This window comes from Moritella sp. (assembly GCF_013215705.1).
Lineage (GTDB): Bacteria > Pseudomonadota > Gammaproteobacteria > Enterobacterales > Moritellaceae > Moritella.
Genome location: NZ_JABSQR010000011.1, coordinates 34,312 through 50,816 on the forward strand (window position 1 = coordinate 34,312; position 16,505 = coordinate 50,816).

Annotated in this window: 20 protein-coding genes; 9 read left to right on the forward strand and 11 right to left on the reverse strand. The window is 39.7% G+C overall.

Annotated elements, in window-relative coordinates:
- Positions 1 to 108 precede the first annotated feature (108 nt).
- The gene (locus HRT96_RS08875) at positions 109 to 312 is read right to left on the reverse strand and encodes a cold-shock protein (RefSeq protein ID WP_006033612.1); all 204 of its coding nucleotides are present in this window, start codon (positions 310 to 312) and stop codon (positions 109 to 111) included.
- A 239-nt stretch (positions 313 to 551) separates the two neighbouring features.
- Here HRT96_RS08875 and HRT96_RS08880 point away from each other — a divergent pair, with 239 nt between their 5' ends.
- The 8 genes from HRT96_RS08880 to HRT96_RS08915 all read left to right on the forward strand — a co-directional run bounded on the left by HRT96_RS08880 (position 552) and on the right by HRT96_RS08915 (position 6,329).
- Positions 552 to 830, forward strand: a complete 279-nt coding sequence (locus HRT96_RS08880) for a hypothetical protein (protein ID WP_293155140.1) — start codon at positions 552 to 554, stop codon at positions 828 to 830.
- Between the two features lie 97 nt (positions 831 to 927).
- The gene (locus HRT96_RS08885; RefSeq protein WP_293155143.1) at positions 928 to 1,344 is read left to right on the forward strand and encodes a GFA family protein; all 417 of its coding nucleotides are present in this window, start codon (positions 928 to 930) and stop codon (positions 1,342 to 1,344) included.
- 1,235 nt (positions 1,345 to 2,579) lie between these two features.
- Positions 2,580 to 3,203 (forward strand): outer membrane beta-barrel protein, encoded by a 624-nt coding sequence (locus HRT96_RS08890; protein ID WP_293155146.1) that lies wholly within the window; start codon positions 2,580 to 2,582, stop codon positions 3,201 to 3,203.
- 119 nt (positions 3,204 to 3,322) lie between these two features.
- The gene (locus HRT96_RS08895) at positions 3,323 to 4,108 is read left to right on the forward strand and encodes a DUF2071 domain-containing protein (RefSeq protein WP_293155149.1); all 786 of its coding nucleotides are present in this window, start codon (positions 3,323 to 3,325) and stop codon (positions 4,106 to 4,108) included.
- A 131-nt stretch (positions 4,109 to 4,239) separates the two neighbouring features.
- The gene (locus HRT96_RS08900; protein WP_293155152.1) at positions 4,240 to 4,608 is read left to right on the forward strand and encodes a hypothetical protein; all 369 of its coding nucleotides are present in this window, start codon (positions 4,240 to 4,242) and stop codon (positions 4,606 to 4,608) included.
- 100 nt (positions 4,609 to 4,708) lie between these two features.
- On the forward strand, positions 4,709 to 5,002 hold the full coding sequence (locus HRT96_RS08905; protein ID WP_293155155.1) for a YciI family protein: 294 nt from the start codon (positions 4,709 to 4,711) through the stop codon (positions 5,000 to 5,002).
- Between the two features lie 110 nt (positions 5,003 to 5,112).
- Entirely contained in the window at positions 5,113 to 5,265 is a 153-nt protein-coding gene (locus tag HRT96_RS21945) for a hypothetical protein (protein ID WP_366051998.1), read from the forward strand.
- A gap of 629 nt (positions 5,266 to 5,894) precedes the next feature.
- Positions 5,895 to 6,329, forward strand: coding sequence for an RDD family protein (locus tag HRT96_RS08915; RefSeq protein ID WP_293155158.1), 435 nt, complete (start codon positions 5,895 to 5,897; stop codon positions 6,327 to 6,329).
- 40 nt (positions 6,330 to 6,369) lie between these two features.
- Here HRT96_RS08915 and HRT96_RS08920 read toward each other — a convergent pair whose 3' ends face one another.
- The 4 genes from HRT96_RS08920 to HRT96_RS08935 all read right to left on the reverse strand — a co-directional run bounded on the left by HRT96_RS08920 (position 6,370) and on the right by HRT96_RS08935 (position 9,635).
- The gene (locus HRT96_RS08920) at positions 6,370 to 7,044 is read right to left on the reverse strand and encodes an ATP-binding protein (RefSeq protein WP_293155161.1); all 675 of its coding nucleotides are present in this window, start codon (positions 7,042 to 7,044) and stop codon (positions 6,370 to 6,372) included.
- Between the two features lie 63 nt (positions 7,045 to 7,107).
- Complete coding sequence (locus tag HRT96_RS08925; RefSeq protein ID WP_293155164.1) at positions 7,108 to 7,536, reverse strand: DUF5522 domain-containing protein; 429 nt, start codon at positions 7,534 to 7,536, stop codon at positions 7,108 to 7,110.
- A gap of 347 nt (positions 7,537 to 7,883) precedes the next feature.
- Positions 7,884 to 9,035: a chromate efflux transporter gene (gene chrA, locus HRT96_RS08930; RefSeq protein WP_293155167.1), complete on the reverse strand. Its 1,152-nt coding sequence runs from the start codon at positions 9,033 to 9,035 to the stop codon at positions 7,884 to 7,886.
- A gap of 48 nt (positions 9,036 to 9,083) precedes the next feature.
- Positions 9,084 to 9,635, reverse strand: a complete 552-nt coding sequence (locus tag HRT96_RS08935; RefSeq protein ID WP_293155170.1) for an AAA family ATPase — start codon at positions 9,633 to 9,635, stop codon at positions 9,084 to 9,086.
- 270 nt (positions 9,636 to 9,905) lie between these two features.
- On the opposite strand from HRT96_RS08935, the gene HRT96_RS08940 reads away from it, so the two are divergent.
- Positions 9,906 to 10,802, forward strand: coding sequence for a hypothetical protein (locus HRT96_RS08940; RefSeq protein WP_293155173.1), 897 nt, complete (start codon positions 9,906 to 9,908; stop codon positions 10,800 to 10,802).
- Between the two features lie 59 nt (positions 10,803 to 10,861).
- On the opposite strand, the gene HRT96_RS08945 is transcribed toward HRT96_RS08940, so the two are convergent.
- From HRT96_RS08945 to HRT96_RS08970, 6 genes are all read right to left on the reverse strand, one after another.
- Entirely contained in the window at positions 10,862 to 11,743 is an 882-nt protein-coding gene (locus HRT96_RS08945) for an RNA polymerase sigma factor RpoD/SigA (protein WP_293155176.1), read from the reverse strand.
- 180 nt (positions 11,744 to 11,923) lie between these two features.
- Positions 11,924 to 12,247, reverse strand: coding sequence for a metalloregulator ArsR/SmtB family transcription factor (locus HRT96_RS08950; protein ID WP_293155179.1), 324 nt, complete (start codon positions 12,245 to 12,247; stop codon positions 11,924 to 11,926).
- 67 nt (positions 12,248 to 12,314) lie between these two features.
- Positions 12,315 to 13,517, reverse strand: coding sequence for an NnrS family protein (locus tag HRT96_RS08955; RefSeq protein WP_293155182.1), 1,203 nt, complete (start codon positions 13,515 to 13,517; stop codon positions 12,315 to 12,317).
- A 146-nt stretch (positions 13,518 to 13,663) separates the two neighbouring features.
- Entirely contained in the window at positions 13,664 to 13,900 is a 237-nt protein-coding gene (locus HRT96_RS08960; protein ID WP_293155185.1) for a FeoC-like transcriptional regulator, read from the reverse strand.
- The gene (gene feoB, locus HRT96_RS08965; protein WP_293155188.1) at positions 13,863 to 16,175 is read right to left on the reverse strand and encodes a Fe(2+) transporter permease subunit FeoB; all 2,313 of its coding nucleotides are present in this window, start codon (positions 16,173 to 16,175) and stop codon (positions 13,863 to 13,865) included. The genes HRT96_RS08960 and feoB overlap by 38 nt, the downstream gene beginning before the upstream one ends.
- On the reverse strand, positions 16,175 to 16,402 hold the full coding sequence (locus HRT96_RS08970) for a FeoA family protein (RefSeq protein WP_293134368.1): 228 nt from the start codon (positions 16,400 to 16,402) through the stop codon (positions 16,175 to 16,177). Before HRT96_RS08970 ends, feoB begins: the two co-directional genes overlap by 1 nt.
- Between the last annotated feature and the right edge of the window lie 103 nt (positions 16,403 to 16,505).

Below are 16,505 nucleotides of genomic sequence, written 5' to 3' on the forward strand. Positions count from 1 at the left end.
CGTTGACTACGATATTTCTCCAGTAAAAAGATCTAGCCAGTAAAAGAGCTAACCCATAAAAAAGGATTAATCCCATATCGGTGATTAATCCTTTTGCTAATCGTAAATTTAAATTGCAGTTACATTAGTAGCGCAAGGCCCTTTTTGCCCGCTACCCACTTCAAACTCCACTTTTTGGCCATCTTCTAATGTTGCATAACCAGATGTTTGAATTTCGGAATGATGCACAAACAAATCATTACCGCCTTCGTCAGGGGTGATAAATCCAAAACCTTTGTCTGCATTAAACCACTTAACTGTACCTCGACTCATAACGCTTTTTTCCTCAACTGACTTTGTGTCTGAATTAAGCTTAGTTGAGGCGAATTTTTTGTCCAGTTTAGAATACGCAGTTGTGTGTTCCGATGTCGCAAAGTGTGTTAGATTTGTTACTCATAATATGTACAAATCGAGACGTCCTGCTACACAAAGATTATGAATTAAGTGTTAATAATTCATAATCTACAATTAATTGTAGATGCACAGGTTTACTCGAAAATAGGGAGTTTGAAATGATAAGGCTGTTAATTATTTTTAGTGTGATCCTAATTGCATGGCTACTATTTGGAGTGTGGGGCAGCAAGGCAACATTAGAAGAAGCAAGAACAATAGGCCTTCAAAAGGCAAGCTCCCACATTGATAACCCTATCTTATTAGAAGATTACACCGTAGCTAAAGGCATCCCTAAAGAATCGCTAGATTCTTTAATAGAGGAAGGTAAGATCCCTTCCTATCACTGGCGACAATACACATACATTGAAAATCGTGAACTGGTTGTTGTTAAAAAATAGACTTAACCAAGCCAATCTAAGCAGATTGTCGAAAACGGCAATTTGATTCAATAAGTTTAAGTTTTTGCACATTTATATCAATTAAGGTGTTATCAAAATGCCTAACTCAGAAGCTAACTGCATGTGTGGTGCCGTGAGCATTATTGCAGAAGAAATGAATCCTAAGTTTACCGTGTGCCATTGCCAATCATGTAGAACTTGGGGCGGAGCTCTATTCTTTGCAGTAAAGTGCGGTACTAAAGTGAACATTGAAGGTGAAGATAAAGTTAAAATGTACGAGTCATCGTCTTGGGCATCTCGTGGTTTTTGTACCGAATGCGGAACAAATCTGTTTTATAAATTTAAAGCAACAGGTGAATATAATATGCCAGTAGGCCTGTTTCCAAACCTGAAAGGGTTAGAAATGGATATGCAGTATTTTAGTGACATGCGACCTAGTTATTACTGTTTTTCAAATGAAACAAAAGAAATGACTACAGCTGAGATAATGGCTTATTTTACAGCTGAAATGTAATTAAACATATAACAAGGCGTCAACCTCAATTTCGCTATACTTTCTTATCATGTGAAAAATGGGAGTAATTTGTTATATCAAAGTTACTCATCGAAATTGACCACTAAGTCTTAGATATTCCTATTAATTGAATACAATACACTGTAATGTAAACCACCTATTTATGAGTGGTATGGTAAGTTGAAATTACAGGCGAAGTACTGACGGTGAGTGTGGAAGAGCATAATGAAAACCTATTATCTGATGTATATACATGGCTAATGGGTGGATTTGATGAAGCAAAAAGAAGTAATTTAGAGTTCTTTAAAAATAGAAAGATGACGCTTTGACTATATTCCAGAACTCATTTAGTTCGCTTGAGGATGGTGGAAAGTTAATTCTAACTTTTCGTGACTTATCTACAGAACTTAAAGATACAGATAGATTTATTCCGGTGAGAAGTGACGAAAATATCATCTTCACCTGTTTTTAGAATATGAACGTGAAACCGTTAAGATACATGACATTGTTTACATCAAAAAAAATGATAAATGGGAACTTAATAAAAGTTCTTATCGTAAGATTCGACTCTCTGTCGAGTGGGTAGAAAAACAACTTTCTAATATTGGCTTTAAAATTGAAGAATCAAGTAATTGGAACGGCTTCCAAACAATCGTAGCTGTAAAATAAAGCTAGATTACAATGAAAAATAAAGATTCGAAGCCACTTTTGTCCATCGATGACTTAGGGGGATCGCTCTAAACCGAAACTGCCTCATTCTGGCTCAGAGCCCTTACTCTGTCATAATATGTGCATATCGATTTACCATACATTTTATCATGCAAAATTTACCCACTAAGTTAATCCTACTTATGTGTAATGAAAAAGACTAGATAGGCTGATTTTATACAGTGTTATTGGTATTTCGGTGAACGCAGTCTCAATTTGTCAAAAGGCAGTCAGGTTTATCTTGTAGCCTAGAATTAATGTCAATATACTCAATTACATAGCTAGCCTTGCATATAACTTATAAGGCTAAATAAATAATTTACAGAACGGTTCATTTTCCCATAAACATGTAATTAATAAATTTGAAGTATAATCTTATTTTTCAATTGATTAATCTACTTTTATTGAGGTGAATGAATTTGGGAAATCGAGAGTCCTGTTATACCAATGTTAAATGGCTAAGTCGCTGTTTGGCATTTACAACAAATTGCTATCAATCATGGCAGCATTAATAAAAAGGATAAATAATGAAAACTGCAGTATTAATTAGTTCTTTGCTAGTTGCTTTTTCGGTTACTGCAACTGAAGAAAATGGCGCAGAATACCGAGCGTACAATACTCCTGTAAATTATAACTTCGCTAAAATATCAGTTGGTCAAACATCTATTGATGACATCGACATAGATGCGACCGTAATACAAGGTGGTGGAGAAGGAATGATCAATGAAAATTGGATCTATGACATGTATTATACTGGCTCTTTAATTGATGAAGATTATTTAACAGGTTTATCAAGTGCATTAACTTTTGGTGTTAGTTATCGTTTTCCTGTAGCTGAAAAGCTAGATCTAGTTGTCGGCGGTGGGGTTGCTTATGCATGGTATGATCTCGACACTTATGATGATAATGATACAGACAATGATTTTGGCTTGTCTGTAAAATCAAGCCTACGATATGGTTTTACTGATAAGTTTGAAGGTTCTATTGGTTTAGCTGCGGTTAACCTTTATGACTCAACAGCAACTACTATTTCAGGTTCAATATCTTTTTATCCTACAAAGAATTTTGGTTTTGGTGTATCAGTAGCTCAAACATCCGATGATGTTGATACTTCTAGTATTGGTGCGCATATCAAGTTTAATTTCAATTAGCCACTTAACAAGCATTTAAATAAGGACAAATAACAGTTGGTTTTGCTCCTGCGTCGCTTATCTTAACCAACTATTATTTGCCCATTAAATGGGCGTTATATTTCAAGGATGATTAGGCGTTGGATTCACTAAAGTTAAATGATTTTCTCCATTCAAGACCATCCCCTAAAGGGACTGACGTTTTATGTAAATTACAGCACTTTGCAATAATTACTTACGCAGTAGAACCTTCTAGGTTTGATGGGCTTTTCCCTGAACGCTTCAAATTAGATACCTTGGAAATCAATGGAAAAGAAAAGGCTCTAATTTCAGTAGTGCCATTTCTTGATGTTGATTTTACTTCCGCTGTTTATCCATTTCCAAAGTTCACTATGGGTCAAACAAACTATCGAATTTATATTATCGATAAGGAAACCAATGAACGTTGTGTTTGGTTTCTTGGAACTACATTAGATTCATGGACACTTGCAGTACCTAAATTTCTCTGGAATTTACCTTGGTATAGCGGCGATGTTAAATTCGATTGTGATTTTGATGAATCACAACAAAGATACATCAAATACAAAATGACGACAGATGCAACTTGGGCTCCGGCTAATGTTGAGTTGACCCAGACTAAAGATGCCAGAATTGAGTTGGCTGGGTTTCCTGATCTTGAAACTGGTCTGGTATATTTAACTCACCCATTAGCAGGATTTTACCATCGCCGCGATGGTAAGTTAGGAACTTATCGGGTCTGGCACAAGCAATTAGAAGTCTCTTCTGCAAACCTTAAATCGGCCAGCTTTGGTTTATTATCTCGATTAGGGTTAGTAACACAAGAAGAGCAACAAGTTGCACATAGTGTTCTGATCGAACCAATTAATGAATTTACTATTTATTTGCCGCCAAAAGTGGTGGAATAGAAATATAACAAGCTAATTAATAAGGACAAAAAACAGCTGGCTGTTTTCGTTCCTCAACATTTTAGCCAACAACTTTTCACCCATTATTAGGGCATTAACAACCAAAAGGGAAAATAAATTATGAGGTTTATATGTTAGTTACAGGTGCTTTTTTGGCAATATTTGTAGGTTTAGTACATTCCTATCTAGGTGAACGCTATATTTTGACTCGGCTCTTTAAAAGAGAGTTACCTAAGCTACTTGGTAGCGACTGGTTTACAAAGAGAGTTTTGAGGTTTGCATGGCATCTAACAACTGTAGCTTGGTGGGGGTTTGCAGGCATTCTTTTTATTCTTTCAAGTCCAGGTGAACATATCCAAAAGCAAATACTTATGGTAATTGCGGCTGTATTTTTAGTTAGTGGCTTGTTTTCGGCTTCGTTTACCAAAGGTAAACATATCTCTTGGATATTTTTCTGGTTAATTTCTGGGCTGATTTTTTACGTTGCACAGAGCAGTTAACAAGTACATCAATGATCGCCCACAAACGGGCCTGTGGGCTGGACCTTCACTGCTACGCAGCTCGGCCCATTATGTAAGCGTATATGCAAAGGAGTGTTTGGTGTTTATTGTATCTTTGACCTACAAGGTCGAGCTTGAAAAAGTTGACCTATATATTGAGCAACACGTGGCGTATCTCGAAAAGTACTATTCACTTGGTAAATTCATCGCGTCAGGTAGGAAAGTACCACGCACAGGTGGAATCATCTTAGCAAATGTTTTGAACCGGGATACCTTGGATGCAATTTTAAGTGAAGATCCATTTAACATGGCAGGTTTGGCCCACTATGAAGTGACAGAATTTATTCCAACGATGGTTGGCGAAGGTTTTGATAATATAAAAAATTGCATATAACAAGAGTATGATTTTCGCACCCTTCGGCTGCTGGGACGGTTTACACGCCACTCGTTCCTAGTCCTGTTACAGCGGCCCAATATGCTGGCGTTAGTTTGCTAGGAGCTAGTATGAGCACAAATGTATTACTAAGCATTGCCGCAGTTCTGAATGCAATAGTTGCTCTTTTGCATATTGGCTGCATCTATTATGGTATCGATTTATGGGTGCAGGTGAGGAAATGGCAACTCTTGCAAAAAGAGGTAGCATTCAGCCCACTATAATTACATCTTTTATAGTATTAGTATTTTCGATATGGACAGCTTATGCACTTTCTGGCGCGGGGGTAATTTCTCAGCTGCCTTTGCTTAGCTGGGTATTATCGACAATTACTGCAATCTATCTATTGAGAGGTGTAGCTGGCTTTTTTTTCTACAGCAATCCACTCGGCAGAGCACCTGTATTTTGGTTGTGGAGTTCGGCTATATGCTTAACTTTAGGTCTTGTTCATATGTTCGGGCTTAAGCAAGTTTGGGCGCAGATATGATAGTTCGCAAACTAACAACACGCACTGAGGTGGACAGTCAAGCCCAAGCCTTTCGGTTTGGTTGTAGCGTTGTTCACACCTTAATACGGCGCTTATTTCGATTACTCATACTTTGTGTAATGTGAACGATATCCTTTAAAGCTTAAGCACTAAGCCGTGTGAATTCAACCGGCTAATAAAAATATATACACGTATAGTGCCCTTCGTAATCAAATCGATTTCATATTGGTTACGTAATTAAAAATGAGCACTACTCCCTCCTAACGCATATTTATCAGCTCGATTTATCACATCTGTTATAATTTAAGGCATATCTAGTACTTATTTGTTGTATTATATAATCGAAATAATTATCAGGGTAACTAAATGGAAACGACTGAATTATCTAAAATTAAATCCGCTGTAGAAAAGCGTTTGTTGAATAGATTGGCAAGTCCTGGTAGGCGCTATTTTGGCCAGTTTATTGATTTTATAATCACGTGGATAATTTTTCTGGCCGTTCTTTCTGCATTAAATACGCTAGGATCCCCAAGAGATCAAACAGATGTAATCTCCACTGTGGTGGCTTTGATTTATCTATTTTTATCTGATGCTTTGCCTCGTGGTCAGAGCTTAGGTAAATTAGTATTAGGTATCTCGGTTATAGATAGAAGATCAGGGCATTATTGTACACTTTGGCAATCATTCATACGAAATGTACTCACGCCCTTAATAGGTATAATTGACGCTTTGTTTATCTTATCGAAGAGTCGCCAACGACTAGGCGATATGGCTGCGCATACGATAGTGGTTAAAGTGTGATACCCGATAAAGTCTCAGTATTACTGAGACTTTATATTACCTAAATTACAACCAATTCCAAATCGACCCAAGTATAGTGCCCTTCACTATTCAGCTCGCCAGTTTTAATCTCAATGGCTTCTGAAAACAACGGACTATCAAATACAAAAGTATGGAATTCACCATTTTCACCGCAAGGATCTATCTCTTCAGGTAAGCTAGCGATAAACGCTTCGTCAAAAACTTTCCCCACATAATCGACAGATAAACGACGAGGATCAACACAAGTAACAATTGATCTCTGACCACCCGCTAACATATCGTTGGCAAGTTGTTGGGTATCAAGTTCCCACAGCGGGAATATCGCTTCAATACCAGTACCGACAAGATTATTAACCCGATAGTTTTTGATGTCCGCTAAAAACAGATCGCCATAGGCAAAGTTAACGACTTCACGCTGTTTGGCTTTTTCAACAAACGCATCCATTATCGCTTCGTATTCAATATTGCTACACGGATACGGAATTTCGATAATATCCAACGGTAAGTTCATTACCGCAGCCTGACGCTGTAACAATTCAATACGCACAGAGTGTACCGCGGTACGTTGATATTGCGCATTGACCGAGCAAAAGATACCCACGATCTCGATAGATGGATCGTTCGCCAATTGCAAACACGTCCACGCAGCATCTTTACCCGTGCTCCACGACACTAACGTTTTTTGTTTTTTCATAACTTTAACTATCCAAATGCTGAATTTTAATCATTAGTAATTAAGAGCTTAAGTACTCGCCGCTTATTTATAAGCACAATGACGGCAATCATTACCACAACAGCGAGCACGTTTTAAGTGATACCACTCACTAAACACATAACGGCCATCTTCAATGGTAAAATCGATGTTCTCAACTAATTCGGTTTGATGACGATATGGTTCTGCCAGTGCAAGACGCGCTTTGGGTGAACCCGCCGCATCAAGCTGTTTATTGATCTCGACACCGATAACCTTAGCTAAACATGCTTTACACAAACAATCACTCAACGTACCTAATGGCATAATGGCGGGTAAATCTTGACACCAACAACCACCCTGCTCAATTTCCGAGGCAACGCCACAACCAAATTCCGCTTGGCATTCTGAACATTGCTTAGCCACTGGAGCTGACATTGGCTCCACATTCGCTTCAATTTTTACACTTGTTTCGTCAACCACTGATTTCGTCATACTTTCAATTTCCAAGTTATACATTCTCACTTTCGTTTGCGTACTGCTGTTGCCATGCTTCGATAATAGCAACTAGTTGATCTAAACCGAGCGCTGAATATCAGAAAATCCCAATACTAAATCAGGTTTTAAATCGAGACTCTTATCTATCTTTGCAGAGGTAAATGCTGATATTTTGGAGGCGCTTGTCGCGCGTGCGGAGGACGAACAGTATAGCGTGAAATACCGGCAATCCGTTTCGGGTAATAGTCCTTCATTTTATTTAATCCGCAATTTGATTCTATTTGCGAAAGTATATCTTGTTTAGTAGAAACTGAATACCCAGCAATTATAAGGTTATAGCACCTTTAAAGGCCTATCACATAACCAAATGCAATAAAACCAGCTACCACAGCCATAATCGGTAATTTCAGTGTGCGCAGTGCAAAGAAGCCCACGATAACCGCCGCCATATCAGCAGGGCCGACAATCGCAGAGGTAAATACCGGTTGGTATAACGCTGACATCAGTAGACCAACGACCGCCGCATTAATACCCCATACCGCACCCGCTACTTTAGGTTTAGCCGCGAGCGACTCCCATGCACCATGGAAACCCAGTACCAGTAAAAAACCCGGTAAGAAGATAGTAACAGTGGCAATTAACGCACCCATCAATGGTGAATTAACCAACAAATCAGCACCTAAGAATGCAGATAACGAGAACATAGGACCCGGTACAGCTTGCGCTGCGGCATAACCTAATAGGAAACGGTCCGTATCAATCGCATCACCTAACGCTTGTTGCAACATAGGCAATACGACATGGCCGCCACCAAATACTAAGCTACCCGATTGGTAGAAGTCAGCAAAGAGTGTTAACTCTGTGGATGGATTGGTTAATAACGGCAACCCCGCAAACAATACGGCGAAAATCACTAATGGTAAGTAATTAACCCCACCTTTCGTGGCTAGCTCTGGTGTAGCTTCGCTTGGTTTTTTCAGCTGCATACCAATCACGGCCGCGGCAATAAGCACCAGCATTTGTGTTAACAAACTTGGCACCATCAGTAATACCGCCGCAGTTGCCACACAGATAGTGATCGTACTGCGCTCTTTACAGAAACCTTTGTACATATTTAGCGTCGCATCAGCAACAACCACAACCGCCAATAATTTTAATCCGTGGGTAATATTCACTAACCATGCCGCATCTTGTATCGCGTTGGTTGTTGCCAGAATATAAAGCAATAACACCGAAGGGAATGTAAATGCGATAAACGCGGTAAAACCACCGACAACACCGGCGCGACGTAAACCGATGGCAAAACCAATCTGGCTCGAACCCGGACCTGGCAAAAACTGACTTAATGAAATTAATCTTGCATAGCTTTCGCTATCTATCCACTTTAGTTTTTGAACGAATGTTTTCTCGAAATAACCGATATGTGCAGCGGGGCCACCAAAGCTGATCCACCCCAATGTAAAAAACTGCCAAAATACCTCTAAAACTAGCTTCATTACTTTGCCTTCTCTAGCTGTTATGCGCTTCAAATTTACGCACTGTTATTATATTTCAGTTTTATTGCAGTTATATGACAAAAACGAAGGTTTGTAGCAGGTCTCATCAGGATGCGCTTCATAACTCAGCGCCATTCTGGCGACGATATCAGCAGGCACATGATGCGTACTGGTGAACTGACCACAGCAGTGAATGATGTGCGGCGTTATATCATAGCTTGCAGCAATGTCTAACAATGCAGTTAACTCCCATAAACGAATGCTGGTATTACTGACAATCACAGATTTGCCTTGGCTTAGCGCGTTGCGCATGTTTTGCTGGCAAAACTCATGAGCACGTTTTATTTTACGTCCATCATAGCAATACTGACCTTGCTTATTGATGAAATAATGGTCGGCTTCACAGTGCACGGCATCAGGAATCGATTGCATATAATGCTGGGCGAGTGTCGATTTACCCGAGCCTGGGATCCCGCGGATAATAAGCAAATAAGGTAAAGCGGCTTGTAATGAGAGTACTGGCAGAGATACTGGCATAAAGGCGGTGATAACAACGTGTAAAGTATGAAGCGTGTAAGTATAAGGCTTCATTTTCTGCATGCAATATTAATTTGTACTTGCCTATGCACCGATTTGGCGAACAACAGTGACGCTGACAACCCCTGACTTGATTATGTCTTTAATCAAACAATAGAATGAGTACTTATGTATAAAAATCAGAGTTTAGTGATAAACCTTGGTTTTTTAATTAATTTTTCGTTTAAATCCCTCGGAACTATTCCAATCATTTGATAACCAATACATAATCTATTCTGTAATGTGTATTTTTCATTACCTCTAATAAAATCAATCCAACCAATAAGTGACATCATGAATATCAAATTAATATCAGGCGTGGTAATCGCCGGACTAGCAGTAAGCTATGTTGGCGGTAAGCTTTACATGACCGACAAAGTAGAAAAACAACTTGATGCCAAGATCATCGAAATGCAGCCAATGCTTGATGTTAAATATGGCGATCTCAGTGTTGAACCTATCACCCAAAGAATCCAATTGCATAACGTAGTACTTACCCCGGCTGATGGCAGTGGTAACCCAATCACCATCAATGAAATTACAGTGAATGAACTGGATACTTCATCGGAATTCCCTACTGCATTAGATTTTGTACTAAACGGGATCTCAATCAGCATTGATGACATTGAACCACAAACAGCTGATCGGCTTAAAGCACTCGGCTACAGCGATGACCTGCTTATCAGCTTATCAACAAAATATACTTACGTTGATAACGTGATGGATTGGCAGTTTGGTTTAAGCGCACAAGATATGGGTAAAATGGAATACTCGCTTAATATCGCTGACTTCGAATTTGATCCTAAACAGCCATTAACGCTATTATTTTCTTACCCGAACTATCAACTTAACTCGGCTGAATTAACTTATACCGATCAATCACTTGTTAATCGAATAATGAAACAAGAAGCGGAAAATTCGGCGATCAGTGTTGAAGAGTTAAAACAGCGTTTATCAGATAAAATAAACGCAATATTAGCGGCTGATCTTGAAACAAGTAATAAAATGAGTGATGCGGAACTGAACGTTGCAAAAAATGCAGCAGAGGCGTTTATTAAATTTATTAACGATCCGCAAAGTATCACTATTTCTATAAATCCAGAACAAGCAGTGACATTAGGTGAGATCACCCAAACTCAACATGATCCAGCTAAGTTAATCACCTTACTTAACATGGCATTTAAAGCCTAGTATTAGCATAGCTATATAACGGATGTCAGCTAGTTTACAGTTAGCTGACATCACTCTAATCACATACTTGTGGTCAAAATAGCATCAGCTTCAAAATCAAAATCTTCTTTTACCAAGTCATTCGCACATAATTGTTCTCGAACTTTACTCAAACCATTACGAATAATTTGTCGGACTCGTTCGCGGGAAATATCCATCAATTCTGCAATGGCTTGTAAGCTCATTGGATCTTGCCCTTTAAAACCAAAGCGTAAGCGAATGATATTCTGGCTGCGCAGCGGTAAATATTCTAATAAAATATCCATATACTCGTAATAATCACATTTTTCATAACGAATATCCGGCTGGCAATCAACCCCTGCAGCAACCAAGTCTTTTAAAGTCGCTAATAAGTTATCACCACTGCGTATCTCTTTATCCAGCGAGCCTTCATTAAAATAGTGACCCAATATATTCAACACTTTACGGGGCGAAATCTTTAACTCTTGTGAGATCTTAGTAATACCTTCGTTGGTATCAACATCGAGACCGAGCTCAGAAGACGCTTTCAGTATCTGTTTATAAACACGGGTAACATGAATGGGGATCCGGATCGTGCGAGAGTGATTCATAATATACTGTTCGATGTTATTCCTTATCCACCAAACTGCATAGGTTGAAAATCGACAGCCACGTTCGGGGTCGAATTTATCGACGGCATGCATTAAACCCGTATTACCTTCTTGAATGATCTCGTCCCAACCAAGTGAGTAATTCTGGTATTTTTTTGCCACCATCAGCACCAACCTAAGATTAGATTGGATCATCGTATCTCGTGCAGCCTTATCTCCATTGGCTGCAGCAACCGCTGTATCGTATTCTTCCTGTTTAGACAATAACTGACTAAACCGCTGTAGTTCATCAAAGTACACGTCAAGTGCGTTGCTGGTAATGTTACTCATTAATCATCCCTGTTTATGACCTAACTTGATAGTAACACACTAAAGTGACAGCCTGTTCCGTTTTGTTTTATTCTAGTTAATATCACCAAATAAAAAACAAAATCAAGCGTTAACCAATAATATAGTTTATAAATACAGGGCGTGAATATGGCTGTAGCTTAGAAGCACTTAGCTACATGATCATGGGCGATTCGTCATCTCGGTTAGGCGGGCTAGTTCGCAAGTAATACTGTCGAGGTTATTCTCTAAAGTCAGTGCTAAGATCTGCTGTGCCCAAGTTGCTAGCTGCGGATTTATTTGATAATAGACCCATTGACCTTGGCGTCTGTCGACCACGAGTTTGTTACGACGTAATTGTGCCAAATGACGAGATATTTTAGGCTGACTTTGTTGCAATGCGAGCGTTAATTCACACACGCATAACTCACGCTCGTGCTGTATTAATAAAATACTTTTTAGCCGAGTTTCGTCCGCTAAGCATTTGTAAAACTGAATTAAATTCATATTTAAGGTTACATAAAGTGGCACATGTTGCCACTCTATATAAACCTTGTTTAGCTGTCAAACCGTTCTAACCTGGTCGGCCGTCTACACGGGGTTTAATTAACATTGGCGCATAATGATATGCGAACAATCCAAAAGCAATTAACCAGAATGCGATGCTTAAATTGATGAAAGTAATATAATACTGCATCCAAAATATCGGGCCTATCACGCGTATAATTGCCGCGATAAAAATACTCAAGAAGCCCCAAAACATCGCTTTCGGTTGTTGCAGCTTACGACCTGTATGACCCAGTGAAACTCGAGATATCATCGCTAAAATTAATCCTCCCATGCCACCAACAGTAATTAAATGCCATAAATGACTCACAAATGGGACCACAATAAAGTAACTCATACCCACAGTGAATAGCCCCACCCAGATGAAGAATATAGCACCATGAATTGACCATAACAGGGGTACACCCAAGGTAATCCAAGGTTTCCAGCGGAACCAACGTATTGCTTGGCAACCACCAGAGAGCAGAAATAAAGACCCAAATACAAATGCTGGCACGGTAAATAAAGGCTGAAGTAATAACAATGCGGTAATGAGGGCAAGACTACCTGTCGCCAATTTTTCTAACCAAGGCAAGGGTAATACTTTTGCAGTTTTAGTGCCGTTGGCGGTAAACATAGGAACCACACGACCTGCCATCACCGACATTAAAACGGCCATCAAGATTACCGAAGCATACGCTGCTTGGCTAACGGTCATATTCACTAATCCTAATTTAGCCAAATACATTTCGATGTTGGCAACCGTAAATAACACTAATAACGGGACAAAAAATAAATTACGGTACTGTTTAATTTTAAACAACGGTTTGCCTAAAATATAAGCAACTGTAGGGAGAAAACTTAAATCAATCAATATGATAACATAGTCATTTAATAATGTTGGTAACAGTAAGACAACACGTCCTGCCAGCCAAAGTAGAAATAAACCGAGTAAAGATGCTCCCGAAACACCACGTATCCCGGTCCAATTTTGAATCGCCGTTAACAAGAAACCGGCAACGATAGCGCAACCAAAACCAAATAACATTTCATGAATATGCCACCATAGTCCACCGCCATAAGGTTGGAATGTGATATACCCCGATAACATCGCCCCCCACAATACTAACGCGACCATGCTAAATAAAGCACCAGCTAAGAAGAAAGGACGAAAGCCAAGACGTAACACAGGGAGGATTTGTTGTTCCTCAGCTAAGTCTGTAATTTGCATTGATTTAACCTTTTTAATAATGATTAGTATTGAGTATATAAGCTAACATTGGGTTTGTAATTGACAAAAGGCAAGTACCCTACTTCATTAGTCAGGTATTTGCCTTAATATTGATACGCTCAAAATGTGTTAGTTAAAACGTTATTTTAATAAATAACAGTAACCGCAAGTTCACTCTCGGCATTCCAACGATAATAAACATCGCAGTTTGCTTGGCCAAGTCGAGGACGTTTGCTGACGGTTGTTGATATTTTGCCTTTTGCTATCCACAGTGCCAGCATTGCATCGATTCCGTCTTCGCTAATACCAAAGGTTTTAGCCAATTCAGTGCGATTGGTTTTGCCGTTAGCAACAAGATGATCTTTCAGACGAGTTAAAATCATAGTTACCTAGCTCCTCTTGTCGTTTTATTTTATTACCTTGTTTCTTCAGCAGTGCCACAACTACCAGCATCAATACACTGAAGAAGCCTATCCAGCCCATGCTTGCTGCCGGATGCGCTGAAAACTCAACAATTTGATAATACATAGTGGCAACAAAATAGCCTAAGAACATGGTCCAACCAGCAATGAATACCGCAAATGGACGACCAAATTCACGTACATAAGCGCCCATTGCCGCAGCACAAGGTGTGTATAACAGAATAAACAATAAAAATGCAAAGGCTGCAGCATCAGAGCCAAAACTGTCTTTTAAGTTACCAAAAAGAGTAACATCAACGTCTTGTTCGTCTGCGACTGCATCCATGTCGGTCAAATCGCCGACATCAACACCCAGTGGATCGGCATAACTTAAGGCCGCGATGTTTGCAGGGATAGATAACACGGCGTCTTCTAAGCTGCCTAATAAGTCAAACTCAGCATCATCACCTTCCGCGCTTGAGTACAAGCTATTTAAGGTGCCAATCACCGCTTCTTTGGCAAAAATACCAGTGATAATACCGACTGTTGCCTGCCAGTTATCGGCTTGAATACCAATAGGCGCAAGTAAAGGGGTAGCGACTTGTGCAACTTGCGACAATATCGAGCTTTCAGTCTCTTCGTTACCAAAGCTGCCATCTGTCCCTAATGAATTAAAGAAACTTAAGAAGGCGACCACCAAGACAATGGTTTTACCGGCCCCAAACACAAAACGTTTTAGTTTTTGCCAAGTGATGATCAACATATTCTGCATTGTTGGTAATTCGTAATCCGGCATTTCCATGATAAAGCTATCACTGCGGCCTGGATATAGACTCCAACGTAATAGCAGCCCGGTGAATACGGCAACTAAAATACCAATCATGTATAAAGCAAAGACAATATTTTGGCCATGTTCAGGGAAGAATGCCGCCGAGAATAACGCATAAACAGGTAATCGCGCACCACACGACATGAACGGCGCCATTGCGGCGGCTAATCGACGCTCACGTTCATGTTCGAGTGTACGTGTTGCCATGATAGCGGGCACATTACAGCCAAAACCAAGTACCAGTGGTACAAATGCTTTACCCGGTAAGCCAATACGTTGCATTACCTTATCCAGTACAAACGCGGCCCGCGCCATATAACCCGAGCTTTCAAGTAATGACAAGAATAAATATAAACAACCAATCACAGGAATGAAAGTCGCAACGGTTTGAATACCACCACCAATACCATTGGCAATAATAGTAACCAGCCAGACCGGTAATATACCGTCAAGCAGATAATGTCCCCCATCAACCAGTACACTGCCAAAGCTAATATCAAAGAAATCAATGAATGCGCCGCCGATGTTAATCGAGAACATAAACATCAGATACATCACAACAAAGAAGAACGGGATACCAATGTATTTATTCAATACCACCTGGTCAACTTTATCACTGAATGAACGGCTTAACTTGCCTTCCTGACGACGTACTTTATTACATAACTGGTGTAGGAAGGTGTAACGTACATTGGCAATATGGAAATCGGTTTCGATTGACTCCGCCACTTTATTTTTAACCTCTGACATCTGGATAAGAATATCAAGGCTTAGCAAATCGCTCACCAAACTGTCATTTTCTAATGCGCGTACTGCCAGTGATCTTGGCTCTACATCATGCTCATAAAAATGAATATCTAATTCGCGGATCGCTGATTCGATCTCTGGACCATAATTCATCACCAGCGGTGTTAGTTTTACGCCTTGCTGCACTAATGAATGCAAGTCTTGCTTAAACTCATTAACTTCATTTTTAGCATTGGCCGACAAGGCTAAAACCGGACAACCAAGAGCCTTTTCTAACTTTTTAATATCTAAGACTTGGCGTTGACGCGCGAGCACATCCATCTTGTTTAACACCACCACCATAGGGCGGCCTAGCTCACGTAATTGCAGCGTCATATATAAGCTGCGTTCTAGACATGAAGCATCAACTACATTTATAATCAAGTCTGCGGCATGATTTAACGCCGCTTTCGAGGCTATCATTTCATCAACACTATTGACTTCATTACTGCTGTCCAGCGCATAGATACCCGGTAAGTCCGTTAATAAGAACTCATCACCGGCATGACCATAACGGCCGGTTTTTTTATCAACCGTCACGCCAGCCCAGTTACCAACACGTTGGTTAGCGCCTGTTAGCGCATTAAATAAGGTGGTTTTACCGCTATTCGGGTTACCAATCGTTAGGATCTGGTACAACATTAAGCAACCTCGACTTCAATTTGTAGCGCCAGTTGCTTACGGATAGCAATAGAAACACCGCGCACTGATATTTGTAAAGGATCACCCATAGGCGCACGGCGAATCAACGTCACTGTAGTCTTAGGTAATATGCCCATAACCATTAACTTTTTGCGTGTGTCAGCTGGTAAACCCGACATATCGGTAATTTGAGCGACAGCCCCATCGTTTAAGAACGCTAACTTCATATCTACACCTAATCCTAATTATTCATATCCTACGCTTGCAGTATAAATAACTATTGATATGAATCAACACGATATAAATGAAAACAATGAAAATAATACTAAA